Source organism: Cohaesibacter marisflavi, from assembly GCF_963665895.2.
GTDB lineage: Bacteria > Pseudomonadota > Alphaproteobacteria > Rhizobiales > Cohaesibacteraceae > Cohaesibacter > Cohaesibacter marisflavi.
In genome coordinates this window covers 1837531-1862813 of the sequence record NZ_OY762534.1, presented here as the reverse complement: position 1 = coordinate 1862813, position 25283 = coordinate 1837531, and the positions used below count along the sequence as shown (strand labels likewise).

The window sequence follows — 25283 nt, the reverse complement described above, 5'->3', positions numbered from 1 at the left end:
TATGCTTTAGCCGTTATCGTGGCTCCGAACTGAGGCCCTTATAGACCGCATAGCACATGACCAGCAGCACCACCGCGAACGGCAGTCCGGTGGAAATGACCATCGCTTGCAGGGCGGTCAGGCCGCCGCCAACCAGCAACACGATTGCAACCGCGCCCTCGAAGGTAGCCCAGAAAACGCGCTGCGGAACCGGAGCGTCAATCTTGCCGCCTGCCGTAATGGTATCAATGACCAGCGAGCCGGAGTCGGACGAGGTAACGAAGAAGACAATCACCAGCACGATGGCAATCACGGATGTTATGCTGGAGAAGGGCAGGCCTTCAAGCATTGCAAACAGCGAAAGCGGCGGATTGTAATTGTCGATCACATTGTCTTTGACTGCCGAGGTCAACGGGTCGGTCAGAACCTGATCAATTGCCACGCCACCAAAGACTGCCATCCAGAGGACGCAGACCAGAGATGGGATCAACAGCACACAGGTGATGAATTCGCGCACGGTTCTGCCGCGAGAAACACGGGCAATGAACATGCCGACGAAAGGTGACCAGCTGATCCACCAAGCCCAGTAAAAGGTTGTCCAGCCATGCAGATAATCCATATCGGTCCGCCCAAAGGGATTGGACAGTGGAACGAGATCTTCGACATAAGCGACAAGCCCTTCACCAAAGTCGGTCAAGATCATCAATGTCGGCCCCACAAACAGGACAAACAGCAGCAGCAAGGCCGCGATACCCATGTTGATTTCGGAGAGCATTTTGACCCCGCCATCAAGACCGCGCAGGACCGAGAAGAGGGCAACCGCCGTGATGATGGTGATGAGGATGATCTGTACTGGCGTGCCGATGGGAACGCCAAAGACATGATGCAAGCCCGCATTGGCCTGCTGCGCACCAAAGCCCAGCGATGTGGCGAGGCCGAAGAGGGTCGCAAACACGGCCAGAATATCAATGATATGACCGGTCCAGCCCCAAATGCGATCACCGAAAATCGGATGGAACGCAGAGCGGATCGTCAGCGGCAAGCCCTTGTTAAAGGAAAACAACGCCAGAGCCAGAGCCACAATGGCATAGATGGCCCAAGGGTGAAGACCCCAGTGGTAGATGGTGGCAGCAAGCGCCATCGCCTTGGCCTGCTCAACATTCTCGGCAATGATATTGCCCGAGCCATCCAATGGGGACGGTGTTCCCAATGGCTGGGAAACCGCCATGTGATAGACAGGTTCCAGAACCCCGAAGAACATCAGGCCGATGCCCATGCCTGCGGCAAAGAGCATTGCGAACCAGCCCCTGTAGGAAAAGTCCGGTTCCGCATCCTGTCCCCCAAGTCGCACCTTGCCCCAAGGGCTGACAATGAGAAAGAGGCAGAAAAGAACAAAGATATTGGCAGCACCAAGGAAGAACCAGTCAAAGGTCGACGTGAGCCACGGGCGCAGCCAGCCAAAAATGGATGCTGCCTGTTCTGGCAGGGCCAGCGCATAAAAAACAAAAGCTACAATGCATAGTCCCGAGACAAGAAAGACCGGGTTGTGCACGTCAAATCCGAATGGTCCAACCTGACCCTCGACATTGTCCTGACCGATTTCGTAATCGGTTTCAATAATTTCCGTATCGCCTTCCGGCGCGGGGATGCCAGCTTCTTCGGCATTCGTCATTACGATGCAGTCTCCATATTGTTTTTATTTTGGATGATGAGATAGATCATTCGGATAGTGGGTGCCAACAGCAGGCACCCTTGGCTAGCCACGAACAAGAAAGACCGATGCCTTCGTGTGGCTTGCCAAATGGCCACCATGAGATGACCAGATATAGTCCGATATGTTGGGGATATGGGATGCCATGATGACCAGATCAGAGCCTGTAGCCTCGACGGCTTCCAGCAGCTTCTTGTCCAGATCAATTGCCGGGTCATTGGCAACAATCACATGGGTTGTTGCTTCTATCCCGTGAGCCTGTGTTTGCGCGGACGCAAAGGCCTGCAATTTTTGGCCAAATTCCTTCGGCGTGTGGCCCAAGTCCCCTGGTTCAGGGCCGGTGACACCAACATAGATGACAGCTGCTTCGTTGGTTTTTGCCATATCAGCTGCGATGGTCAACGTCTTCTCCAGCCTGGAGGTGTGACGTAAGTCCACCGGAACCATGATCGTATTGAACATTTTCTCTATCCTCACGTTTCCGTGAATCGGACAATAACGAATAGTATCCTCTGTGTCGAATCAGCATCTGGATAAGTAAAATTTGCGAGGATCGTGACTTGTTCAAAGCTAAGAAAAGAATTGTCTTTTGGACATGCGTGTCCTTGATGTGAAAACACGCTTTGATAGTAGGAGTTTATACATATATTGAACTGAGCAGAAGACGCGGAATAGTCCGGCAATTGCCTGCGTTCTACCGCCTCGTGCAAGTGAATATTTTTGCGGATCTTTGCACGCTTCATCACTATTTGTTGAAGTCATAGCCGATGAAAAGAGGGCGCACTTCGGTCGGTGGAAACAGTACGTGGAAAGGAGCAGGTGTCAGTTAACCAAGCTGGAGTTTTTCCAGCGGCAACGCCGATCTGTTGACCACCGGCTTCGTGACCACATAGGTGAAATAGCGTCTCAGCCCGATATCGGCTTCGAGCATGTGATCGATGAGCCGTTGATAGTGATCGACATCTTTGGCAACGATCTTGAGAATATAGTCAAGCCCGCCGCCCACGGCCCAGCATTCAAGAATTTCCGGATAGTCCTGAACGGCCGTCTCGAACCGCTCAAAATCCTCCGAACGATGGCTATCAAGTTCCACCTCGACAAAAACAACGGCGAGAGCGCCGAAAGCCTTGAGGGAAAGACGGGTTTCATAGGCTTCGATAATGCCTGCTTCTTCCAGCCGTTTCAGCCTTTCCCAGCAGGGGGTGGGAGAGAGATTGACCCGTTGCGCCAGAGCCGCCTTGGTGATGCGCCCTTCGGTCTGCAAAATCTTCAGGATCGCCCAATCTCTGTCATCCAGTTTCAGTCCTGCGGCAGGCATCGTTATCAAATCTCCGTGCACTATCGGCTATTGGGCAAATGGGGTTTGCTGAGCAAACCATTGGCTCTTTGCTATTGGTAGCATAATTGAACCGGGAAAGGCCAAGGACAGTTTCTCTCTGCCAACCAGCCTATGGAAAAAAAACAAATATTGGGTAGGAAAACGAACAAGGCGGGCATTGAGCCCGCCTTGCTTTTGCGTTGGTAATGATCAGAGTTTGGCGATAACCGTTTCGATTGCGTCTTTGGTGGCGGCAATCACGGTGTCGGCTTCCTCTTTGGTCATGCAGAGCGGCGGTGCAAAGCCAAGAATATCGCCCTGTGGCATGGCGCGACCGATCACCTTGTGGCGTTCCAGAAGCGCACCAACCACTGCATAGCCGATCTTGTCAGCCGGGTCGAAGAAGGTGCGGCTGTCCTTGTCCTTGACGAATTCGACAGCGGCCATGATGCCTTCGCCGCGCACGTCACCAACAATTGGCAAATCGCCAACGGCGTCTTTAAGCCCCTTAACAAAGTAGGCGCCGGTATCCTTGGCATTATCGACCAGTTTCAGCTCGTCGATGAGCTTGAGGTTGGCAACACCAGCAGCAGCCCCAATCGGGTGAGCGGAATAGGTCCAGCCATGGCCGATGGCGCCGTATTTGTCCGTGCCATCTTCCAGAACCTTCCAGACCCGATCTGCCACGATGGAGCCGGAAAGCGGCGCATAGGCAGAGGTGAGGCCCTTGGCGATGGTCATGATGTCCGGCTTCAGGCCATAATGATCCGAGCCGAACATAGAGCCGAGGCGACCGAAACCGGTGATCACTTCGTCCACAATCAGCAGAATGTCATATTTATTGAGCACAGCCTGAATGGCTTCCCAGTAGCCAGCCGGAGGAGGCACGATGCCGCCGGTGCCAAGAACTGGCTCACCGATGAAGGCTGCGATGGTATCCGGGCCTTCTTTCTGGATAAGGGCGTCGAGATTGTCCGCGCACTGTTTGACGAACTCGGCTTCGGATTGCTCCAGGTTGTCGCGACGGAAATAATAAGGCGCATCCGTATGCACCACGTAAGGCAGAGGCAGATCGAACTGGTTATGGAATGTTTCAAGGCCGGTGAGGGAACCGGTCATCAGGCCTGAGCCATGATAGCCGCGCCAGCGGGAAATGATCTTCTTCTTTTCCGGGCGCCCCAGCACGTTGTTGTAATACCAGACCAGCTTGATGTTGGTTTCGTTGGCATCAGAGCCGGATTGGCCGAAATAGACCTTGGACATATGGTCCGGTGCGCGGTCGAGGATCATCTTGGCCAGCGTGATGTTGGCTTCGGTGCCATGGCCCACATAGGAGTGGTAGTAAGCCAGTTCCTTGGCCTGCGCCGCAATGGCTTCGGCGATTTCCTGACGGCCATAGCCGATATTCACGCAATAGAGGCCAGCGAATGCGTCGAGCAGTTTGTTGCCTTCGCGATCTTCAATATAAACGCCCTTGCCGCCGGTTACGATGCGGTTGTTCAGTTCACCACGAGCGAACTGGCCGAGCGGCGTGGACGGATGGAAGAAATTTTCCCGATCCCATTGCGCTAATTGATCATTCTCCAACATATCTTTCTCCTAATGTTTGGCGCGTCGGGCGCCTTGTTCGGTCGTCGCGGCCCTCAAGAGAAGTCGCGGCACACATATTTGATTTCAGTGAATTCCTCTAGGCCCTGCCGAGCGCCTTCACGCCCGAGGCCGGATTGCTTCATGCCGCCAAAGGGAATGGGCGCTCCGGTGACCTTGGTGCGGTTGACGGCGACCATGCCATATTGCAAGGCGCGGGAAGCGGCATAGATCCGCTTGGCGTCGCCCGTATGCAGATAGGCGACAAGGCCATATTCGGTGTCATTGGCCATTGCGATGACATCTTCATCGCTATCAAATGCAATGAGCGCGGCGACAGGCCCGAAGGTTTCTTCATGAGCGATCAGCGCATCCCGCGGCACATCGCCCAAAACGGTCGGCTCATAAAAGAGCGGCCCCAGCGAATGGCTCTTGCCCCCGCAGAGCAGCTTGGCGCCCTTCTTGAGGGCATCTTCCACATGCTCTTTCTGCTTCTTCACCGCGTTGGTATTCATCAGCGGGCCGATGTCGGGATCATCTGAGCCCTTTCCAACGGTTAGGGCCTTGGTGGCTGCGGTGAATTTCTCGGCGAATGCCTTATAGACGGAGCGTTCGATATAGAAGCGGTTGGCGCCGAGACAATCCTGTCCGGAGGTTGCAAACTTGGCCGATATGGCGCAATCAACGGCGCGATCAAGATCTGCATCGGCAAAGACGATGAAGGGCGCATGACCGCCAAGTTCCATCACCAGATGCTTGACCGTTTCCGCCGACTGCCGATAGAGCAGGCGACCGATCTCCGTCGAACCGGTAAAGGACAAGGCACGCACGCGTGGATCTTGGGTCCACGGCTCGACGATTTCTGCAGCATAGCCTGTCACGACGTTGAAAACGCCCGCTGGCAGGCCAGCCCGTTCACCCAGTTCGGCCAGCGCCGTAGCTGAATAGGGTGTTTCCCGAGACGGATGGACAACACAGGTGCAGCCCACGGCCAGTGCTGCGGCCGCCTTGCGCGTGATCATGGCACATGGGAAGTTCCATGGTGTGATGAGAGCAACAACGCCGATGGCCTCGCGCCAGACCTCCACTTCACCATCGGGCAGATGGGAGGTGACACCCTCGATGTTGGGGCGTTTGGCTTCTTCCGCATAGAATTCGACGAAGCTCGCCGCATAGTCGATTTCGCCACGGGCTTCCGAAATCGGTTTGCCCTGTTCCAGCGTCATCAGCAGCGCCAGATCTTCCTTGTTTTCAAGGATGAGATCGAACCATTTGCGCAGAATGGCCGCTCTTTCTTGCGGCAGCTTGGCTGCCCATGGGCCAAAGGCGGCCTGAGCTGCATCAACAGCCGCCCGGCTCTTGCTTGCGCCAAGAGCAGGCACCGTGCCTAACAAGGATCCATCCGCAGGATCATGCACGGCAATGGCCGGAGTTTCCCTCTGGGACACCCATTCGCCATTGATATAGGAAAATTCCTTGAACAGGCGCAGATCATCCAGCTTCCCAAGGGCGTGAGACCTGTTTTTGGTCTGTGAGTCAAGCATCTTCGCATCTCCCCTCGTTTTGCCCGATAGTGGGCCATGAGGAAGCGAATGTGCCTCCAAAGATGGTTGCAATTTCAGAGCAAAAATCTGCCCGGACCCTATCGGGCAGAGGATTCATCTTCTGCCCGTTTGGTGAGGGCTCGCACTAGTCGCTGTCGAGGCTTTCCAGATGATCCGAGATGTCGCTCAAAAAGGAAAGACAGCGTGATATTTCAGAGACTTCGATATATTCATCGGGCTTGTGAGCCTGATTGATCGAGCCGGGTCCGAATACCACTGTCGAGATGCCGACACGCTCGAAATGCCCTGCATCGGTGCCGAATGAGACCACTTCGCTGTTATTGATGCCGGTGATCCGGCGTACGAATTGCACAGCTGCAGAGGATTCATCTGCCCAGAGCGGCGGAACGTCTGCTTCGATGATAGTTCGGATCTCTGCCTCGGGGTAGCTTTGCCTCATCAGCGGCAGCAATTCGTCATCACAGAAATATTGCAACTCGGCCAGAATGGCCCGTCCGTCATCGGAAGGAATAGGGCGCAATTCCCAGTCAATCGAGCAACTGTTGGCGGTGATGTTGCGGGCAACGCCACCGTTGATCGTGCCAATATTGAACGTGGTATAAGGAGGCTCGAAGGGGGTTTGCAGATCCGGGTTGATCGAACAGCGATCTGCAATTTCGATGATCTTGCCGATATAGCGTGCAGCAAATTCGATGGCATTCATGCCCTTGCGCGGGTCGGAGGCATGGGCGGAAAGGCCGATGAGGTCCGTATGCATTTCATAGCCTGCCTTGTGGCCATTGACCAGGTTCATCAAGGTTGGCTCACCAACAATGGCAACGGAGGGTTTGGGGCCTCGCGCAATGATATCCCGCGCCAATATGGGCGCGCCGAAGCCGCCGATTTCCTCGTCATAGCAACAGGAAAACAGGATCGGCCGCTTGAGGTCTGTTGCCTTGAAATGGGGAACCATCGCCAGAGCGCAGGCAAGAAACCCCTTCATGTCGACCGCGCCGCGACCATAGAGCTTGCCGTCTTTTTCCAATAGGTCAAACGGGTCGTGCGTCCATGGCTGCCCTCGAGCCGGAACGACATCGGTATGTCCGTTGAGCACGATGCCGCCTTCTACATCAGGCCCGATGGAAGCAAAGAGGTTGGCTCTGTTGCCCGTCTCATCATAAGACAGCTTTGCTTCCACGCCATGGCTGGCCAGATAGCTCGTGATATAGTCAATCATATCAAGATTGGATTGCCCCGAGAGGCTTTCGAAAGCCACCAGTTGCGCCAGTATTTCTTTTGTCTTTTCAAGCAGCTGCTGCATACCTACCTCCAGGCTGAATGGAGGTCGGGCCACTCTCGTTCTTGCTTGCCACAAGCAAAGATTTGAGGGCGGCCCGACACGCTTGTCTTTCCCTAGTCGACGATGACCAGTTCACGCGGTACGTTGGCCAGACATTCCGGCCCGTTGGTGCCAATGGCGATGCTTTCGGTGATCTCCAGACCCCATCCGTCCTGCCACAGGCCGGTCATGAAGTGGAAGGTCATGCCTTCTTCCAGAACCGTTCTGTCACCGGCTCTCAAACTCATGGTGTGTTCGCCCCAATCCGGCGGATAGGCCAGACCGATCGGATAGCCGGTCCGGTTGTCCTTGACGATGCCGTATTTCTTCAACACCCCAAAGAAGGCATTGGCGATGTCTTCGCAGACATTGCCCACCTTGGCCATTTCAAGCCCGGCTTCCATCCCTTCCAGAACTGCTTTCTCGGCATCAAGAAACTGCTGGGTTGGCTTGCCCATGAAGACCGAACGAGACAGCGGGCAATGATAGCGATGATAGCTACCGGCCACTTCAAAGAAGGTGCCTTCGCCAAGCTTGAAGGGGCGGTCATCCCATGTGAGGTGCGGGGCCGAGGCATCCGCGCCCGATGGCAGAAGCGGAACGATGGCGGCATAGTCGCCTCCGATGCCTTCAACGCCGCGCAAGGACGCGTCATAGATCTCGGCAACCAGCTCGTTCTTGGGAAGGCCGGGACGGGCATGCTCCCGAATGCGGGCATGCATGGCTTCGACGATCCGGCCAGCGGTTCGCATCATCTCCAGCTCAGGCTCTGACTTGGCCGCACGCTGCCAATGGACGAGCACATTGCAGTCCACGAACTTGGCGTTGGGCATATGCTTGAGTAGGGAACAATAAGCTGCGGCAGAGAAATAATAGTTATCCATCTCCAGACCGATGCTGGCCGAGGAAAAGCCCTTGTCGATCAGAATGGCCGAGAGCAGATCCATAGGATGGCGCTCGGTGGATTGCACATAATGATCCGGATAGCTCAGGATATTCTCGTGATCCAGATAACAGGTCACTTTTGCGCCGTTGGCATCCTGCGTGCGGCCATACCAGATCGGCTGGCCTTCCATCGTCACGATGACGCACTGATGCACATAGAATGACCAGCCGTCATAGCCGGTCAGCCACGCCATGTTGGCCGGTTCAGTGCAGATAAGGACGTCAACGCCTTTCATCTGCATGGCCTTGCGTGTCTTGGCCAGCCGCCGGTCATATTCTTCCTGAGTGAAGAATAGTCTTGGCTTCACATGTTCCATTGTCATGCTCGGTTCCTTCTTGTCTTGAATGTTTCGTAATCACGAATTCCTATTAGATTTAAAATTCGGCTCCGGCCTTTAGCGCCATGGCGCGTTGGCGGGCGAGCGTCGCAATCGCGGTGTCCTGCACGCCCATGCCGGTCAGATCACATACGGTGATATCCGCCTCTGTTTCCCGGCCCGGACGCGCTCCGGCAACGATAGTGCCTAGCTCGGGAAACTGAGTCTCTCCGGTGACAACAGCCGCTGCGATCGCCGAACGCAATTCGCCCAGCTTGCGTGTCTGTGTCAGGCGATCGGCGACATAGAGATTGGCCTTGCCGATGATGGCTGGTTCGATTTCATTCTTGTAATCGGCGTCCGACCCCATGGCAGTGACATGTTGGCCCGGCTCCAGCCAGTCGGCCATCAGAATGGGAGATTGCGATGGTGTCGTGGTCACCAGAATGTCAGCGCCCTTGGCGGCCCCTTGCCCGCTTTCGAAGGCTTTTATGTCGATGCCGAGCTTTTCGCTTAGCTCGCTGGCTGTCGCCTTCACCTTGTCTGGCGAACGTCCCCAGATGCGGGCGGAGGTAATCGGGCGGACAAGGCACAGGGCTTCCAGCTGCAAACGCGCCTGAAGGCCCGTACCATAAATTGTAGCCACCTTGGAATCGGCCCGCGACAGAGCCTTGGCCGCAACAGCGCCTGCGGCGGCGGTGCGCAGGTCGGTCAAATAGCCATTGTCTAGCAGCACCGCTTCCACGATGCCGGTCTGGGCGGAAAATAAAACCATCAGGCCGTTAAGGCTGGGTAGGCCGAGCTTGGGATTGTCAAAAAAGCCCGGGCTGATCTTGATGGCAAAGCTATCCAGGCCGGGAACATAGGCGGTTTTGACATCCACTTCACCATTGAATTCGGGAATTTCCATCGACAGGATCGGCGGCATGACGACCTGCTTTGTTGCAAGGCTCTCGATTGCCTCTTCGATGCAAGAGACACTCTCGGCATCCAGTGTGACCGCTTGGCGTGAATCCTGTTCAGACAGAATGAGAATGGACATCGGTGCCTCCTTAAAGCGTAACCATTTCGCCGGAAATCAGCTTGTGATGCATGGACATATCGATGTTGCGACCCGACAGGATGGCCACGCAGCGCCCCGGGGCCTCGATCTTGCCGGTAAGCAAGGCCGAGATCCCGACAGCGCCAGCCCCCTCTAAAATTTCTTCTTCCTGCCAATAGGCATGACGTACGCCTTCGGCGATCTCTTCCTCGCTCAGCAGGATCACCTCGTCGACGAGGGCTTGTGTCATCGCAAAAGTGTAGCTGTTCTCAAGACCAATGCCGCCGCCAAGGGAATCCGCCAGTGTCGGCAATTCTTCCACCTGTACCGGTTTGCCCGCCTCAAGGCTGGCATGCATTGCAGCGCCCCGCTGCATGGAAATGCCGATAATGCGTGTCTTGGGGGAGATGCCCTTGATCGCGGCAGCCACACCTGAAATCAGCCCGCCGCCGGAAAGCTGCACCAGCACGGTGTCGATATCGGCAAGGTCCTGCAAGATCTCCAAGCCAAGCGTGCCCTGACCGGCGATAACGTCGGCATGATCAAAGGGGGGAATAGTCGCCATACCGTCTTCGGCAACCATGCGATCGACTGCCTGTTGTGCTTCGTCTTGCGAGCGGCCGTGTATGACCACTTCAGCTCCCAATGCTGCGATGCCGTCTCGTTTGTTCTGCGGTACCAACTCGGACATGGCGATAACGCAACGCACCCCGGCATTGCGGGCAGCAAAGGCAAGGCCGCGCCCATGGTTGCCAGTCGAAACTGCAGCGATACCTTTAGCTTTCTGCTCATCAGTCAGCGAAAGCACGGCATTGGTGGCACCCCTTAGCTTGAAGCTACCAGTATGCTGGCGATGTTCCATCTTGAGATAAATCCCGCCGCCGGTCTTCTCGCAAAGGGTTTGCGAATGGCGCATGGGCGTTTGCACTATATGAGGTGCTATGCGTCTTTGCGCTTGCAGAATGTCAGAGAGGGATATGGGAGGCGACTGAAAGGCGTCGGGCGAGGGGACTTGGTGCGGGCGGGTCATGGCAGGCCTCGAAAGAGTGGCGTGAATGAACCCCTGTCAGGCGGCTTCAGGCAGGGTGTGAAACAGCTGGCAGCTGTTGCGGACGGGTTGCGGCAGGCCAAGAAGACGCAGGATGTACCAGATGGCCGCCTGATTGCTGGTGATGACCGGTTTGCCAAGACGCTTCTCAAGCTCGGGCACCACTTCCAGCGCGCGCAGTGCCGTGCAGGAAATGAACAGGGCATCCGCGTCCGGATGATCGGCCTCAGTGGCCGCCTGAATGAGACTGCGGGCATCGAGCGCCGCCATGATGCGGTCATCCTCTATGCCAAGGCAGGAATGTTTGACGACCGAAATGCCTCGCTCTGTGAAATAGGGTTCCAGCGGTGCGCTGGTTTCGGGCAGATAAGGCGTCAGGATGGCCAGAGAGCCGACGCGTAACTGGTGACAGGCCTCAAGGGCTGCCAATGTAGGCGTTACCACGCTTGCGGTCGGCTTGGCCTTGTTAATCTCGCTTGCCACGACATCGTCGCCAATAACAAAGGAGGCTGAGGTGCAGCCATAATAGACCACATCAAGATCCGCCTCTGGCAAAATCTGCTCGGTCCGTTCCCCCAGAAGGGGCACCATTTTGCGCAGATTTTCCGGCGTGGTGGGATTGGCATAGGTGACCCGATTGGCATAGACTCCGACCAGATCGTGCGGCATGTGCCGCGCAAATTCCAGCTCGGTCGTATGGTCCGTTTCCAACAGCAAAAGGCCCACCCGACAGGGAACGGTCTTGTTGCGCAGGGATAAGGTCAGATTGAGTTGGGTCACCATGGCCTGTTCTTCTTTTCTGTTCTTGTTTCTTTTCACCAAAGCAAAATGCGCGGGTGCTCAACGCACGATCATAACGGGACAATGGGCAAGGCTCGTCACCTTGTGTGAGACGCTGCCCAGAAGCAGGGCTTCCAGATCGCCATAGCCACGCCCGCCCATGACAATCAGGTCGCCCTGATGCTCTGAGGCAAAGCGCATGATGGTGCGCGCCGTTGGCCCTTGCATGACATGGGCGGTGACGTTGCGCCCGCCCATCTCGAAGGCCCTGTTTTTGGCGTCCTGCACCACTTCGCGTGCATGCTGGGACAGGGCCTTGTCGATGACATCAGGGGTGGAGGGGCGCACCATGGAGACCGAAGCCTCTCGCGCCCCTTGATGGCGATAGACACAGATGATCTTGAGCACACAGTCGAGCCCGCACAATTTCTGAAGTTCGACTGCTTTTTCCAGTGCATTCAGAGAACAGGGTGAGCCGTCTATCGGCACGATTATCCTTTCAAACATTCGCCATCTCCTCCCATTTAGCGAAACGCGATATCACGCAGGAACAATGCAATCTGCGGGAACATGATCAGCAATGCTGACACCATGACCAGCATGAAGATGAATGGTGGGGTTCCCTTGATAACATCGAAATAAGGGCGTCGGAAAATTGCCATCGCTGTGAAAATATCACACCCGAAGGGCGGCGTCGCTGAGCCAATAGCCACCTGAAGTGTGATGATGGTTCCCACCAGAACCGGATCCAGTCCGACAGATTTGATGACCGGTGCAAAGATCGGCACCAAGATCAGGATAACCACAATCGGATCCACAAACATGCAGCCAATGAAGAAGGACAGGGAAATGACAATCAGTACCCCGATTGCTCCCATTTCCGAAATGCCGATGGCTGCCAGAATATGCTGTGGGATCTGGGCAAAGGAAATGACCCATGAGAAGGCTGCCCCTGCGGCAACCAGAATGAAGACAACCGCCGTGATCAGGCCTGTAGACTTGGAGATCTCGTAAAGATCTCCAAAGTTGAGAGACCGGAAGACGATCATCTCCAGCACCACCGCATAAAAGACACAGACCGCAGCCGCTTCGGTGGGCGAGAAGATGCCGCCGTAAATGCCGCCAACGATGATAACCGGGAAGCCAAGAGGCCAGATTGCCCCCAAAACCGCTTCAAAGCGCTCTTTCCAGCTTGCTTTCGGTTCGGTAGGGACATCATTCACATAGGCATAGATGATGCTGTAGATCGAAAAGAGCGACAGGATCAACAGCCCCGGACCGATGCCCGCGATGAACAGCTCGGCGATGGACGTGTTGGACACAACGCCATAAATGATCATGCCGATGGATGGCGGAATGAGAAAGGCGATATCGCTCGAGTTGACGATCAGGGCCAGCACAAAGGAATCCTTGTAACCTGCCTTGAGCATGCGTGGGCGCAAGGGCGAGCCAACGGCAACCACAGTTGCCTGCGTCGAGCCTGAAACGGCACCGAACAATGTACAGGCTGCAGCTGTGGTCACGGCCAGACCGCCTTTGATGTGGCCGACAAATTTCATCACCATGTCGATTAGGCGACCGGCAGACTGACCTCTTGTCATGATATCTGCGGCCAGAATGAACATGGGCACCGCAATCAGTGAGGCTGGCCGAATGCCCGCCATGAACTGCTGAACCATGAAATCCATTTTGCCGAAGCCGCCAAACATGGAATAGAAGCCGATGGAAGCACCTGCCATCAGCGGCACCATCATGGGGAACCCGATTAGCAGCAGCGCCACCATGACGAGGAACATCGTAATAGCCATGATACGCTCCTAAACCTCGTATTCGTCTTCGGAATATCCCTCAAGCACCTGGCTGGAAAGATAGATATCCTTGGACGAGATGTTGCGAATGGCAGTCAGAATATATTGCAGCCCGGTCAGGAACAGCCCAACCGGCACCCACAGATAGATCCAGTAGACCGGGATCTGCAAAGCAGGCAGAACACGACCCGATTTGGCGACTGTGAGAATGTAGGAGAAGGAAAAATAGGCCAGCGCGAGCATGATCACCGCTGTGCAGATCGCGATGATAATCATGAGCACCTTGCGTGCAGGAGACATCAGCTTGTCAAAAATTGCTGACATGCGAATATGTCGCCCCTGTCTGGCAGCATAAGAGATGCCAGAGAAAGTGATCAGAACGATCAGAAAACGGTTCAGTTCTTCAGAAAAGAAAATACTGTTCTGAAAAACAAAACGACCGATAACGTTGGCGACGGTATTGGTCGCCATGAGAATGACCCCAAGGGCCAGCATCATTGACTCGATCTTGGCGATCGATATGTCAATCAGCCCCAGCACGCCCGGCAGGGTCGTGTCCGAATGATTGTCCATGGACATGGCAAGCTCCCAACTGAAGCAAAAACCAAGGAAAAGAAGCGGACAGCAAAAGCCCGCTTCCAGCATGGTCAGGGCACCAGCGCTCATGGCCCTGTTCTATCGGGCATAAGAGGGAGGCTGATACCTAGACTGGAAATCCTGCTCCGGTAGCAGAAAGACGCCCAAGGCATTTCCCGCTACCGGTTGGCTTTTGATCAGTCCGCAGAGACGGCTTCCAGATCAGCTTTCATCTGATCCAGAATGGCCTTGCCGCTGTCGCCGGTCATCTCGATGAACTTGGCTTCCACCTTGGCAGCAGCTGCCTTGAACGGAGCGCGTTCTTCTTCGGTCAACACATTGACCTCGATGGATGGCTTGGCTTCCTTGATTGCATCAAGAGCTTCTTTTTCAAGCCCCTTCTGATAGTCGAGGATATAATCGAAAGCTGCGGTTGCTGCATTCTGAACCAGCTCTTTATCGCCATCGCTCAGGCCGTCATAGAATTCCTTGTTGGCCATGACTGCGGTCGTGAAATTGCTGTGACCCGCATAGGTGATGACGTCGGTGACTTCATACAGCTTGGTGGATTCGATGAATGACGTCGGGTTTTCCTGTCCCTGAATGATGTTGGTCTGAAGACCGCCATACACTTCGCCCCACGGCAACGGAGTAGGAGTGGCGCCAAAGGCCTGATAGGCTTCCACCAGAAGCGGGTTGGTCATGACGCGGAACTTGACCTCGTTGAGATCTTCCGGGCTATGCACCGGTTCCTTGGTGGTCATGGCGACTTCGCCTTCCGGGAACATCTTGAGCAGCTCAAGGCCCTGCTCGGCGTAAAGACCCATGAAATCTTCATTGATTGCTTTGGAGGTGCGGAAGAACTCGTTGAGTTTTTCGGTGTCGGTCGGCAAGAGGTAAGGTACAAAGAAGACCTGCGCTTCCGGGATCAGGGCGCCGGTGAACCCGGGAGACTGGTCAACGAACTGCAGGATGCCTGCCTGGGTCTGTTCCATGGTATCGGCAGATTCGCCAAGTGTGCCATAAGGGAAAATCTGAACCTCATGGTCGGAATTGGCTTCAATTTCTTCTTTGAATTTGGTTGCGTATACGCCCTGCACTTCGTTGATGGCTTCTTCGATAGCATATTTCCAGGTGTCCGCCTGGGCCATGGAAGGCACAAGAGCAAAACCGGCGAGCAGGGAGGCAACAGATGTTGCCGTACATAATTTTTTAACAAATGGAGTTTTCATCACTTCCCTCGTTGTCGGATATGAATGCGTTTTTATTGTTGTTGCCACACAATCAAACAGAGACAATTTCAGGTCAATTGAAACATTAAATCATGACAATTTAACTTGAGCCTAAAGACTGACTCTGTTTCAACGCTATGCAAATGAGTAAAATTTCAACGGCAGTTGGCCTAAAACATAGGCAACGGTTTCTCGGATCCTGCCCCCAATAGGGTTGCTATGATGTTGAGGGCGTGGGTCAATTGCTCCTCACTGCAAGGCCCCAGAGCCACTCTGACGGAGTTGAGTTTGATGGGGTCACCTTCATTTGAATGTTCTGCCATGATGAAGGGTAAACTGCCCGCAATCGCTACATTATTTTTCCGCGCTCTTTCCACAAATTCACTTTCTTGCCAAATCTTGGGAAGTGGAATCCAGATGTGAGGTGCGCATTTGTGATTCAAATAGCTGTGGCCCTTGAGCAATCTGGCTGCAAGCTTCTGTCGCTGCTGTAGAGCGCGGGCTTGCCACGATATGAGATGGTCTGCCGTGCCATTATCAAACCAGTGCGTCAGTAAGTCGACTGTCAGGGGGTTGGCCATCCAGTTGGTAACCAAATGGCGGTTTTTGGTGACAATATACATGGAAGGAGGGGTGATCAGGAGTCCGACGCGCAAGCCGGGCATGATGGTTTTGGAGAAGGATGTAATGTAGAAAACGCGCTCCGGATCGAGCTGATGCAGCGTCGGTGGGGCATTTTTGATCAAGGTGCCCAAGACATCATTCTCGATGATAAAGACGTCATTTCTTCTCGCAATATCAAGGATTTCTTGCCGCCTTGCACTCCCCATCACATAGGCTCTGGGGTTAGAGACGGTCGGCGAAATCACAAGGGCTCGGATGGAGTGGTTCTGACAGAGCGCTTCGAATTGCTCCGGTATCAGGCCTTCCTCGTCCATACCGGCGGTTTCAAGGCGCACACCAAGATACTCGCATAAGGGGCGGATGCTGTGAAAGCTGACCTCTTCAGCGCAAATCGTAGATCCCGGAGGCGCGGCACTCATGATGGAGGCAACCAGCGCAGGAATGGCGCCGTTCGTATAAGTGGTGTGGCTTGGGTCCGCATGAATGTGATGGGATTTCAGCCAGCGGCAGGCGATCTTTATATGCTCGCGAAAGGCTTCTTCAGGACGAAAGGATTGCACCAGATCCTTGGTAAAATCCCGTGACAACTCCTCAAGACCCTTCTGCATGGTGTCGTAATGCAGCGACGAGGTGACCGGCTTGAGCATGGAGAGGTCGATCAGCCCTTCCTGTCGGTTCGGTACAAAGGGCATCGGGGTGTCTGTCGTCTCGCGATAACGCACATAGGTGCCGCGTCCGACTTCTCCAGCCAGATAGCCCAGCTTGCACAGGGCGTCATAAGTGCGTGAAACAGTTTGCACGGAGATGTTGAGTTTGTAGGCGAAATCACGGTGGGTCGGCATCCGGTCCCCCGGTTGCAGATCTCCCGCATCGATCGCGTCAATTATCAATCCCTGCAAGGTCTTGTAGACGGGTCTTTTGAGCTTTGCAGGATCTGGCCACCAATTTGTCATGAAAATAGTGATTAGCAATATCAGTACAATTTGGCAATATAGATGACACTATTATCAGTACATATTCCAATTTTTCATAATGATTTGAGTTGCATGGGGTGGGTTGCGCTCGCTCTTTGTGTTCAATTCAGGGTGCAATCGGTGAAAGGATTATCTACGAGCGGGCATGTAGCTTGATAAGAATTGCAGGCGAGGGGCCTTCTTCTGTTGAAAGAAAAGCCTCCCGCCCACATGCCTTGCCACTCCACCCAAGGCTAAATTCTCGGCCATGCGTCATTTTGTTTTCAGGCCTTATCAGATCTTCAGGGCTTGCAAAAGAATCTCCGCGCTGTGAAGCGCCTCCCGTTTGGCTCCGTCTTTTATCTGATGCCGGCAACTGGTTCCCGAAGCAGCGATGATGACGCTCTCATCGGCCTCGCGAACGGCGGGAAGAAGGATCTGCTCGGCGATGGTCATGGAAAGGGCATGATGCTCTTTCTCATAACCAAAGGCGCCTGCCATGCCGCAGCAGCTGCTCGGAATCTCGCTTACATGATAATTCTCGGGCAAAGATAGAACCTTGACGACCAGGTCGCTTGAAGAGATTGATTTTTGATGACAATGCACATGCACTCGCACCTCTTTGGCCTCTTGGGTGAAGTGTTCGGGACCTATATGGCCTGCATCCATCTCTCGGGCGATGAATTCCTCGAACATCAGGCTGTTTTTGGAAAGCGCCTTGGCTTTGACGCGTAGATCCGGGGCAACAAGGTCAGGATATTCATCCTTGAAACAAGCGATGGTGGAGGGCTCTACGGCGATCATCGGTGCGTCTTCGGAAACGATATCGCCAAAGGCTGCCACATTGCTGTCGGCAAAGAGCTTGGCCCGCTTGACGAATCCTTGAGAAAGAGACGACCGGCCACTTTCCTTGTTGCGGAGGAGGATAACCTCGTAGCCGAGGCGCGTAAGGAGGTGGACGGTCGCCATGCCAATATGAGCGTCATTCACATTGGTAAACTCATCACAAAACAGATGAACCTTACGCATGGCTTTGGCCGTGGTCGGCATCTCCCGATTATATTGCTTTTCAAAGCTCAATCGATAGAGTGCGGGCATGCTGCGGTCGAGCGCAAAGCCGGCCGCCAGTTTGACCGGAGCCGAGAGAACCCGGTTGCCCATAAAGAGATTGTAAAGCGGCGCAAAGGGCAGGGCCAACCCCATCAGGGTCGTAAAATGAGCAACCAGCCAGGGGCGCAAACCGCTGCCGTGCAAATCGTAGTAATGCTGCAGGAATTCCGCCTTCATGCGCGCCATATCGACGCCTGCCGGACACTCGCTCTTGCAGCCCTTGCAGGAGAGGCAGAGATCGAGAATATCCTTGATCTCCTTGTGATCATAGCGGTTGGCTTTGTCGGTGCGCGAGAGGAAACCGCGCAGGATATTGGCACGGGCACGGGTGGAGTCTTTCTCCTCCCTTGTGCCCATATAGCTTGGGCACATGAGGCCGGAGGTCACCTTTTTGCATTCCCCGATGCCTGAGCAACGCTCCACGGCGCGCATCAGACCTTGATCCTTGTCCCAATTGAAATAGGTTGGCAGATCTGGCGTTTCCTCGCCGGGGATATAGCGCAGGGACACATCCATCGGTGGCGCGTCGACGATCTTGTTCGGGTTGAAAATGTGAGATGCATCGAAGGTGGATTTCACCCGCTTGCAAAGCTGGTAATTGGCGTCCCCCAAAAGCTCTGGCAGGAATTCGGCCCTGAGGCGTCCATCTCCATGCTCCCCGGAGAGGGAGCCGCGGAAGCGTTTGACGAGCTTGGCTACCTGCTCCAATACGGAGCGCACGGAAGCAATGCCCTCTTGGGTCTTGTGATTGACAAACAGAATGGTGTGCAACTCACCGTCCCCGGCATGGGCCGAGTGGGTGAACTGAACCCCTTCGCGATGCAGAATGCGTTCAAGCTCGGTTACATAGGCAGGCTGATCCTCCACATCCACCGCGCAATCTTCTATAGCTTCAAACGGCTTGATATCGCCCGCTTTCGAGCTGTTGATGCCGCCAAGATCGCGCCGCAACTGCCAGATCTTTTCGACATCTTCGCCAAAGAAGAGCGGCCAGGCATAGCCCATCTTTTTCTCTGCCAATTCTGCGGTGAGCGCGGCGGCCCTTCGTTCTACCGCTTCGCGGCTGTCATCGGCGAGTTCCACGACGATGATGGATTCCGGTGCTCCGATAATCCACTGGCTACACCGGGCGATAGTGTTGAATTTGTTGATCTTGTTGTTCTCCATGGCCTGCTGTACATGGAAGGCGCCAATTAGCTCGCAGCTCGTGGGCTTGTATTTGAGGGCCACAAGCGTCGCCTTCAGGGATTCAATAGAATCCTCGAAATGCATGGCAACCACGCCGATGACCGGTGGCAGTGGCTCGACCAGATTGAGTGTTGCCTCGGTCAGAACGCAAAGGGTGCCTTCTGATCCTGCGATCAGTTTGCACATGTTGAAGTCTGGCCCACCGTCAGTGAAGATATTCGAACGGGCAAGCAGATCGAGCGCATAGCCATTGTTGCGACGACGAATGGACGCCTTGGGATAGCCTTTTTCAAGGTCTGAGCGGGTCTGTTCGCTCTTTAGTTCCTGATAGAGCATCTCATAGAGCGAGCCCTCCAGTGTCTGTTCTGCGCGCTTGGCGTGGAATTCTTCCGGTGCGAGGGCTTGGAAAGAGGCTTCACTGCCATCTGCCAGAATGGCGCGACAGGCGAGCAGATGATCTCTTGTTGAACCCCAGACGATGGAATGCATGCCGCAGGAATTGTTCCCGATCATGCCGCCGATAACGGCTCGGTTTGCCGTGCTGGTTTCCGGCCCGAAGAGCAGACCATGAGGGGCGAGCCAGTCATTGAGACTGTTGCGAATGACGCTTGGCTCAACCGTGACCCATTTTGCTTCTTTGTTGAAGTCAAGAATGCGGTTGAAGCGGCGCATATCCAGAACCAGACCGCTGCCCACCACCTGACCGGCCAGAGACGTTCCTGCCCCGCGCGGGATCAGGGGCACCTTATGCTCCTGACAAAAACGAACGATGGTGATGAGGTCTTCTTTGTCTTCAGGGGTTACGACGCCAAGGGGCATCTCCTGATAGGCCGAGGCATCACTGGCAAAGATTGTACGGCTGGCTTCATCACTGCGCACGGTGCCCTTGATGCTGTGGGCCAGCCTGTCAAGGAGCGAAGGAAGAGCCTTGAAATATTCAGGGTCAGGTATCTGCAATGTCATCATTCTTCTCCATCAAGTCATCCGGAAGGGGAGGCTCCGGCCCCGAAGGGCCGGAAGAGACCGTTACGGGTAGAGAAGGTTCGGCAGGAAGAGGATGATCTGCGGCAGGAAGACAAGCAGGATCTGGATGACCAGCATACTCGCGACGAAAGGTAGAATGGATCGCGCCAGATCAATGAGCCTTGTTCCGCTGATCGATTTGGCAATAAAGACATTGACCCCGACCGGTGGCGTAATCAGACCAAGCTCGGTGCCAACCACCAGAATGATACCGAAGTGATAAGGGTTGATGCCCAGCTTGACGAGCACCGGCAGCAACAGCGGCGTGTAGATCAGGATCTGTGCCGTCGTATCCATGAACATGCCGGTAACGGTGATCATGACCACGAAGAACAGGAGAATGATAGTGCCGTTGTCGGTGATCTGCAGGATCAATTCTGCGACCTGATTGGGAATCTGAGCAATGGTCAGGTAGCGGGCGAAAGCCATGGCAAAGCCCAGAATGATCATCACGGAGCCCGTCGTCATGGCCGAGCGCGAAGTGATCTCATACAGATCGCTGAATTTCATGTCCTTATAGATGAAGAGACTGACGATCAGGGCATAGATCACCGTGATGCAGGCGGCCTCGGTTGGTGTAAAGACGCCTGAATAGATGCCGCCCAGCACAACAAAGGGTGTCAGCAAGGCCCATTTGCCCGCCCATGCCGTTTTGGCGACACGGCACCATGAGAAGGATTGGTCTGACCCGTGGTAGCCACGTTTCCATGAGATGAAAACGGCTACCAGGATCAGCCCCGCGCCAATGAGGAACCCAGGAACGATGCCTGCCACGAACATCTGGCCGATGGAGAGATCGGCGCTGATGGCGTAAATGATCATCGGAATGGACGGTGGGATCATGATGCCCAATGACCCCGCGCAGGCTGTGAGGCCGCCAGAAAACTCGGCGCCATAGCCACGACGGATCATCGAGGGGATCATCATTGCGCCAATTGCCGCCACCGTTGCAGGAGAGGAGCCGGAAATAGACGCAAAGAACATGCAGGCCAGAACCGTGACTACCGACAAGCCGCCCGTTATCCTGCCGACAAGGCTGGAGGCGAAATCGACGATCCTCTGGGAAAGGCCGCCCACCTCCATCACATAGCCCGCCATGATAAACAGCGGAATGGCCAGAAAGACGAAACTGTCCAGCGCAGAGAACGCGATGTGAGAGAGAAAACTAAAGGGAATATCGGTCATCATCAGGGCGATTGCCGTTGAAATGCCGATGGATATGGCGATGGGCATTCCCAGAAACAGAAGCAGGAAGAATGCCACGAACATGACGATTGTGCCGCTCATCTCAGGCCTCCTTTAAAGATGCTCTTCTTTGGCCACCCAGAGCTGATGGCGAGACACCATCCGCTCGATGAGGCGAACTGTCATAAGGGCGAATGTGAAAGGGATCACCGCATAGACCCAGCCATAAGGCCAGTCGAGAGCGGGGGTGGTTTTGCCGATCATCAACGCGTCTTCAGCGATAGCAATCGCATGCCATCCGACCGAGAAAATGAAGACCGTCCAGACAAGGTCGAGTAGCTGGTCCAGCCAGTATTTCGGGCGACCGACAACAAAGATATCGATGATCTCCACTCTCACATGTGCTCCTTTCTGAATGCAGAGGCTGCAGGAGATATAGACAAGCAGGATGAAATCATAGTTTGCCAGTTCTTCTGTCCAGGACAGGGAGAAATTGATGACGAACCGAAAGGCGACCTGCATGAAACAGAGGATGACAAGGAGCGAGAACAGAATGACGCTCATCACCTCTTCGAATTTTTCTGAATATTGAAGCAGTTTGCGCAACATGACCTGCCACCTCCTCCAGGGCAGACATTAGCTTGCATATTACCCTCTCCTTATGCTCGGAAGGGGTAGCGGCAACCGAGAGCCGTGCTGCCTTTCGTGCGGGGGTGAGGCCATCGGATGCGGTTCGAGCAAAAGTGGCACCAGTTGGCCTCGATTTGCGAAAGGCAAAGGGCTCCTCTCCCGGTGGTGGTGGATCAGACCATTGCGAGAGAGGAGCTTTCTCCTCAGGAGCTACTCCGCGGAGACATTCTCGATTTCGGCAATCAATTCGTCATACATGCTTGCGGAAATATCCTTGCCGTGTTGCTCGATAACGGGCAGCGCGGTTTCGCGCATTTCTGCGAGATTTTCCTTGGAAATTTCCGTGTAGGTGATTCCGGTGTCGATCAGAGCCTGCAGGGCTTCTTTTTCAGCCTTGGCCGATGCTTCATGTTCATATTCGGCGAAGATTTTGGCGCCTTCGTCGATGATCTTCTGCTGATCTGCGCTCATATTGTCATAGAAGCGCTTGCCGATAACCAGCACATCCCAGGAATGCATGTGGCCACTGTTGGAGAGATATTTCTGCACTTCATAGAAGCGGGAGAGAAGGATCGTGGCATATGGGTTTTCCTGCCCGTCAATGGTGCCGGTCTGCAGAGCGGAGAAGACTTCGCCAAAGCTCATCGGTGTCGGGTTGGTGCCAAGGGCGCGGAAGACATCCAGAATGACCGGATTTTGCATCACGCGAATTTTCATACCCTTGAGATCAGCAAGGGATTCAATCGGACGCACGCGGTTGGTTAGATGACGGACGCCGAAATTGCCGATGGCCAGGCCGTGAATACCAACCGGATCGAGCATATCCATCAGCTTGCGCGCCCATGGCCCACGAGCAACCTTGGCGGAAACTTCCTTGCTCGGGAAAATATAGGGCAGATCTGGCAGGCGGAACTCTTTTACATAGTTGCCCAGTACTGATGGGGTCGGGACCACCATATGGACCGTGCCCAGCTTGATGGCTTCGAGCACTTCAAGGTCGCCGCCGAGCATGGCGTTCGGAAAGATCTGAACCTCGATATCGCCGCCGGATTTGTCTTCAACATACTTCTTGAATTCTGTAAGTGCTTTATACTGGTAATGCTGCTCGGAAATACCCGTGCTGACCTTGATGGTCTTGCTGGCCGCTTGAACCTGGCCACCGGCAAGTGTCATGGCCGCTGCAAACAACAGTGTGTGAGCCGTCTTTGCTAGAAAATTCATGCTTTCCTCCGCTTTATGCTGGTTGTTCGGCACGGTGCCCTCTCCACCGTTTTCAATCCAGTTCCAGCTTCCTATTCCTCCCAAAGCAGGCGCTCGGATTGACCGAATTGCGTAAATCCCCCCAAAAGGCTGCCAGTCGAATATTCGGAAGACAGCCTGTTCGGAGGGGAGCTGAACAACCCGGTGACTCTTGCTAAGAGGCCACCGGGCAGGGGCAAGATCTAGAGAAGATCTGCGAGGAGCTTGTCGATTTTCTTCTTGTTCGCGTCATCCAGATCGCCAAGCGGATGACGAGGCAGGCCAACATCGAGGCCCTGCGCTGTAAGGGTGTATTTGCAGACTTCCTGCCAATGGGGCACGCCTGCTTCCTTGTCATAGAAGAAATAATCGATATATGGCTGCATCTTGGCCTGCTGGGCGCGGGCTTTGTCGACGTCTTTCTCGACGATGCAGATGTCCATCAGGGTGCGGCATGCTTTTGGCAGAACAGCAGGGAAGCCGCTGAGCCAGCCATCAGCACCTGCCAGCATGCCTTCCATGGCGGCATAGTCGTGGCCGTAGAAGATATCGAGCTTGTCACCACAGTGGAAGCGCAATTCATGCACGCGGTTTGCGTCGCCATGAGCTGCCTTGATGGCGTTGATCACACCTTCATCCAAAAGTGTTTTTACTTCGAGCGGGGTCAGTTCATATCCGGCGAACCATGGGTTATTATATACCATGATGGGAATATCGACATTCTGGCGCAGCTCGCGGAAGTGGCTCATCACCGCTTTCTTATGCGGGTTGAGATAGTAAGGCAGGATAACCATCAGGCCATCGGCGCCCTTGTCCTGAGCAAACTTGCTCATGTCGATGGTGTTAATGGTCGAATAGAAGCCTGTGCCGCAATAAATAGGCACTTCACCATCAATGAAGCCGAGAACATGCTCGAGAATTTCTTTCTGTTCGGTCGGGTTCATGGCGATATTTTCGCCGGTGCTGCCGCAGATGGAAAGATTCTGCGCGCCCTGATCGATCAACCAGCGCAGATATTTTTCCATTTTGGGTTTGCTGTAGGTCTGATCGTCGTTCCAGATCGTCATACATGCTGGCATAAGGCCTGAAGCGTGTTTCATGTCTAAATTCCTTGGTTGTTCAGGATGTCACCTCGGGCACTCCCGGTTGACGGTGGGAGTATGAGATTGATTGTTAGGTTTATTCAAAATGGAATTTAAGTCAACAAAAATATATTCAATCCCATAATGTGGAAGAAAGATGCGATATTTTCCGCAATTATTATCCACAATTGGAAGTTAGGCAAATTGTATCTTTTCAATGTCCATTTATGGCTATCGCCCCAAATGAAGTGAAGGCTTGAGAGAAACCGTGCTTTCTTGAGCTTGAAATGAGGTGTCTTGGCGCTTCTGCAGAACGAGTGAAAAGGGGATGCTCAAGGCAGGCATAGCAAATGTCTTGCTGCAGAAAAAATAGAAAAATATAATAATTACAAAAAGATATAAAAGTGGTTATCGGGTTTCGTCTCTGCTGTAAGTGTCAACAAGACCATCAATTGCTGCGTCATTGGTTCGGCGCTGCTGGCAGGCTGGGCATGATTGGGATTTTTTCGAGCGGCGAATAAATTGATCATCAGTCACTATGGCTCGTACATCTTGGTGAGGAATATTCCGTAATTTGGAATATACCGTAATACCAATTGCTGAATTTGCACTTCGAAACCCATTCAAAGGGTGCACTATTCCGGTGGGTAACCTTTCAGGCCAATTCAGTCGAGTATGGGTTGCCGATGTGAGATTCTGCAATCGGCAGAAAAGCTAAGGGAATTGCTGCTTTTTAGCGATTCTTGCTTAATTGTGAATAGTAGAATAAAGGGTTGTAATCGGTAAAAATTACTATTTATATTATTTATTTGATGGTCAATGGTGGAGATTCTCCAACAGTCTGAGTTGCTATGTTCCGTATTGTGGATTATTTCTGAAATATATCCCCCTTAAATAAGGGTTTTGGAATTTGAAGCGCAGGCCGGGCTGCGTACGCATGAAGGAAACGCGCGAACGACGGTAAATTGACTTGCAATTTTGCCTCGAAACAAGAATTAAACCTGTTCAAATGAGGGCGAGAGC

At 54.1% G+C, this 25283-nt stretch carries 20 protein-coding genes; all 20 read right to left on the bottom strand.

The window, feature by feature from the left end:
- Positions 1–13: 13 nt before the first annotated feature.
- On the bottom strand, positions 14–1651 hold the full coding sequence (locus tag ACKPCT_RS09635; protein WP_090068000.1) for a BCCT family transporter: 1638 nt from the start codon (positions 1649–1651) through the stop codon (positions 14–16).
- An 84-nt stretch (positions 1652–1735) separates the two neighbouring features.
- Positions 1736–2152 (bottom strand): universal stress protein, encoded by a 417-nt coding sequence (locus ACKPCT_RS09630; RefSeq protein WP_090068002.1) that lies wholly within the window; start codon positions 2150–2152, stop codon positions 1736–1738.
- A gap of 364 nt (positions 2153–2516) precedes the next feature.
- On the bottom strand, positions 2517–3008 hold the full coding sequence (locus ACKPCT_RS09625; RefSeq protein WP_090068004.1) for an Lrp/AsnC family transcriptional regulator: 492 nt from the start codon (positions 3006–3008) through the stop codon (positions 2517–2519).
- Between the two features lie 210 nt (positions 3009–3218).
- Positions 3219–4598, bottom strand: a complete 1380-nt coding sequence (locus ACKPCT_RS09620) for an aspartate aminotransferase family protein (RefSeq protein ID WP_319569074.1) — start codon at positions 4596–4598, stop codon at positions 3219–3221.
- Positions 4599–4651: 53 nt separating this feature from the next.
- Entirely contained in the window at positions 4652–6139 is a 1488-nt protein-coding gene (locus ACKPCT_RS09615; RefSeq protein ID WP_319569073.1) for an NAD-dependent succinate-semialdehyde dehydrogenase, read from the bottom strand.
- A 145-nt stretch (positions 6140–6284) separates the two neighbouring features.
- Complete coding sequence (gene argE, locus ACKPCT_RS09610; protein WP_319569072.1) at positions 6285–7460, bottom strand: acetylornithine deacetylase; 1176 nt, start codon at positions 7458–7460, stop codon at positions 6285–6287.
- Positions 7461–7552: 92 nt separating this feature from the next.
- Positions 7553–8740: an ectoine hydrolase DoeA gene (gene doeA, locus ACKPCT_RS09605; RefSeq protein WP_090068012.1), complete on the bottom strand. Its 1188-nt coding sequence runs from the start codon at positions 8738–8740 to the stop codon at positions 7553–7555.
- Between the two features lie 58 nt (positions 8741–8798).
- Positions 8799–9782 (bottom strand): ectoine utilization protein EutC, encoded by a 984-nt coding sequence (gene eutC, locus ACKPCT_RS09600; RefSeq protein ID WP_319569071.1) that lies wholly within the window; start codon positions 9780–9782, stop codon positions 8799–8801.
- A 10-nt stretch (positions 9783–9792) separates the two neighbouring features.
- On the bottom strand, positions 9793–10812 hold the full coding sequence (eutB, locus tag ACKPCT_RS09595) for a hydroxyectoine utilization dehydratase EutB (protein WP_319569070.1): 1020 nt from the start codon (positions 10810–10812) through the stop codon (positions 9793–9795).
- A gap of 36 nt (positions 10813–10848) precedes the next feature.
- Positions 10849–11613 carry an aspartate racemase/maleate isomerase family protein gene (locus tag ACKPCT_RS09590; protein ID WP_319569069.1) on the bottom strand — a complete coding sequence of 255 codons (765 nt, stop codon included), beginning with the start codon at positions 11611–11613 and terminating at the stop codon, positions 10849–10851.
- Between the two features lie 57 nt (positions 11614–11670).
- On the bottom strand, positions 11671–12117 hold the full coding sequence (locus ACKPCT_RS09585; protein WP_090068020.1) for a universal stress protein: 447 nt from the start codon (positions 12115–12117) through the stop codon (positions 11671–11673).
- A 17-nt stretch (positions 12118–12134) separates the two neighbouring features.
- Positions 12135–13418 (bottom strand): TRAP transporter large permease, encoded by a 1284-nt coding sequence (locus tag ACKPCT_RS09580; protein ID WP_090068022.1) that lies wholly within the window; start codon positions 13416–13418, stop codon positions 12135–12137.
- Positions 13419–13427: 9 nt separating this feature from the next.
- The gene (locus ACKPCT_RS09575; protein ID WP_319569068.1) at positions 13428–14084 is read right to left on the bottom strand and encodes a TRAP transporter small permease; all 657 of its coding nucleotides are present in this window, start codon (positions 14082–14084) and stop codon (positions 13428–13430) included.
- 107 nt (positions 14085–14191) lie between these two features.
- Positions 14192–15226, bottom strand: coding sequence for a TRAP transporter substrate-binding protein (locus tag ACKPCT_RS09570; RefSeq protein ID WP_090068025.1), 1035 nt, complete (start codon positions 15224–15226; stop codon positions 14192–14194).
- Positions 15227–15396: 170 nt separating this feature from the next.
- Complete coding sequence (gene ehuR / locus ACKPCT_RS09565) at positions 15397–16803, bottom strand: MocR-like ectoine utilization transcription factor EhuR (RefSeq protein WP_319569067.1); 1407 nt, start codon at positions 16801–16803, stop codon at positions 15397–15399.
- A gap of 294 nt (positions 16804–17097) precedes the next feature.
- Positions 17098–20067 carry an FAD-binding and (Fe-S)-binding domain-containing protein gene (locus ACKPCT_RS09560; protein WP_319569066.1) on the bottom strand — a complete coding sequence of 990 codons (2970 nt, stop codon included), beginning with the start codon at positions 20065–20067 and terminating at the stop codon, positions 17098–17100.
- A 60-nt stretch (positions 20068–20127) separates the two neighbouring features.
- Positions 20128–21411 (bottom strand): TRAP transporter large permease, encoded by a 1284-nt coding sequence (locus tag ACKPCT_RS09555; RefSeq protein ID WP_319569065.1) that lies wholly within the window; start codon positions 21409–21411, stop codon positions 20128–20130.
- Between the two features lie 12 nt (positions 21412–21423).
- Complete coding sequence (locus ACKPCT_RS09550) at positions 21424–21918, bottom strand: TRAP transporter small permease (RefSeq protein ID WP_090068033.1); 495 nt, start codon at positions 21916–21918, stop codon at positions 21424–21426.
- 231 nt (positions 21919–22149) lie between these two features.
- Positions 22150–23160, bottom strand: coding sequence for a TRAP transporter substrate-binding protein (locus tag ACKPCT_RS09545; RefSeq protein WP_319569064.1), 1011 nt, complete (start codon positions 23158–23160; stop codon positions 22150–22152).
- Between the two features lie 221 nt (positions 23161–23381).
- A complete protein-coding gene (locus tag ACKPCT_RS09540) occupies positions 23382–24278 on the bottom strand; it encodes a dihydrodipicolinate synthase family protein (RefSeq protein ID WP_319569063.1) in 897 nt (298 codons plus the stop codon).
- Positions 24279–25283: the final 1005 nt, after the last annotated feature.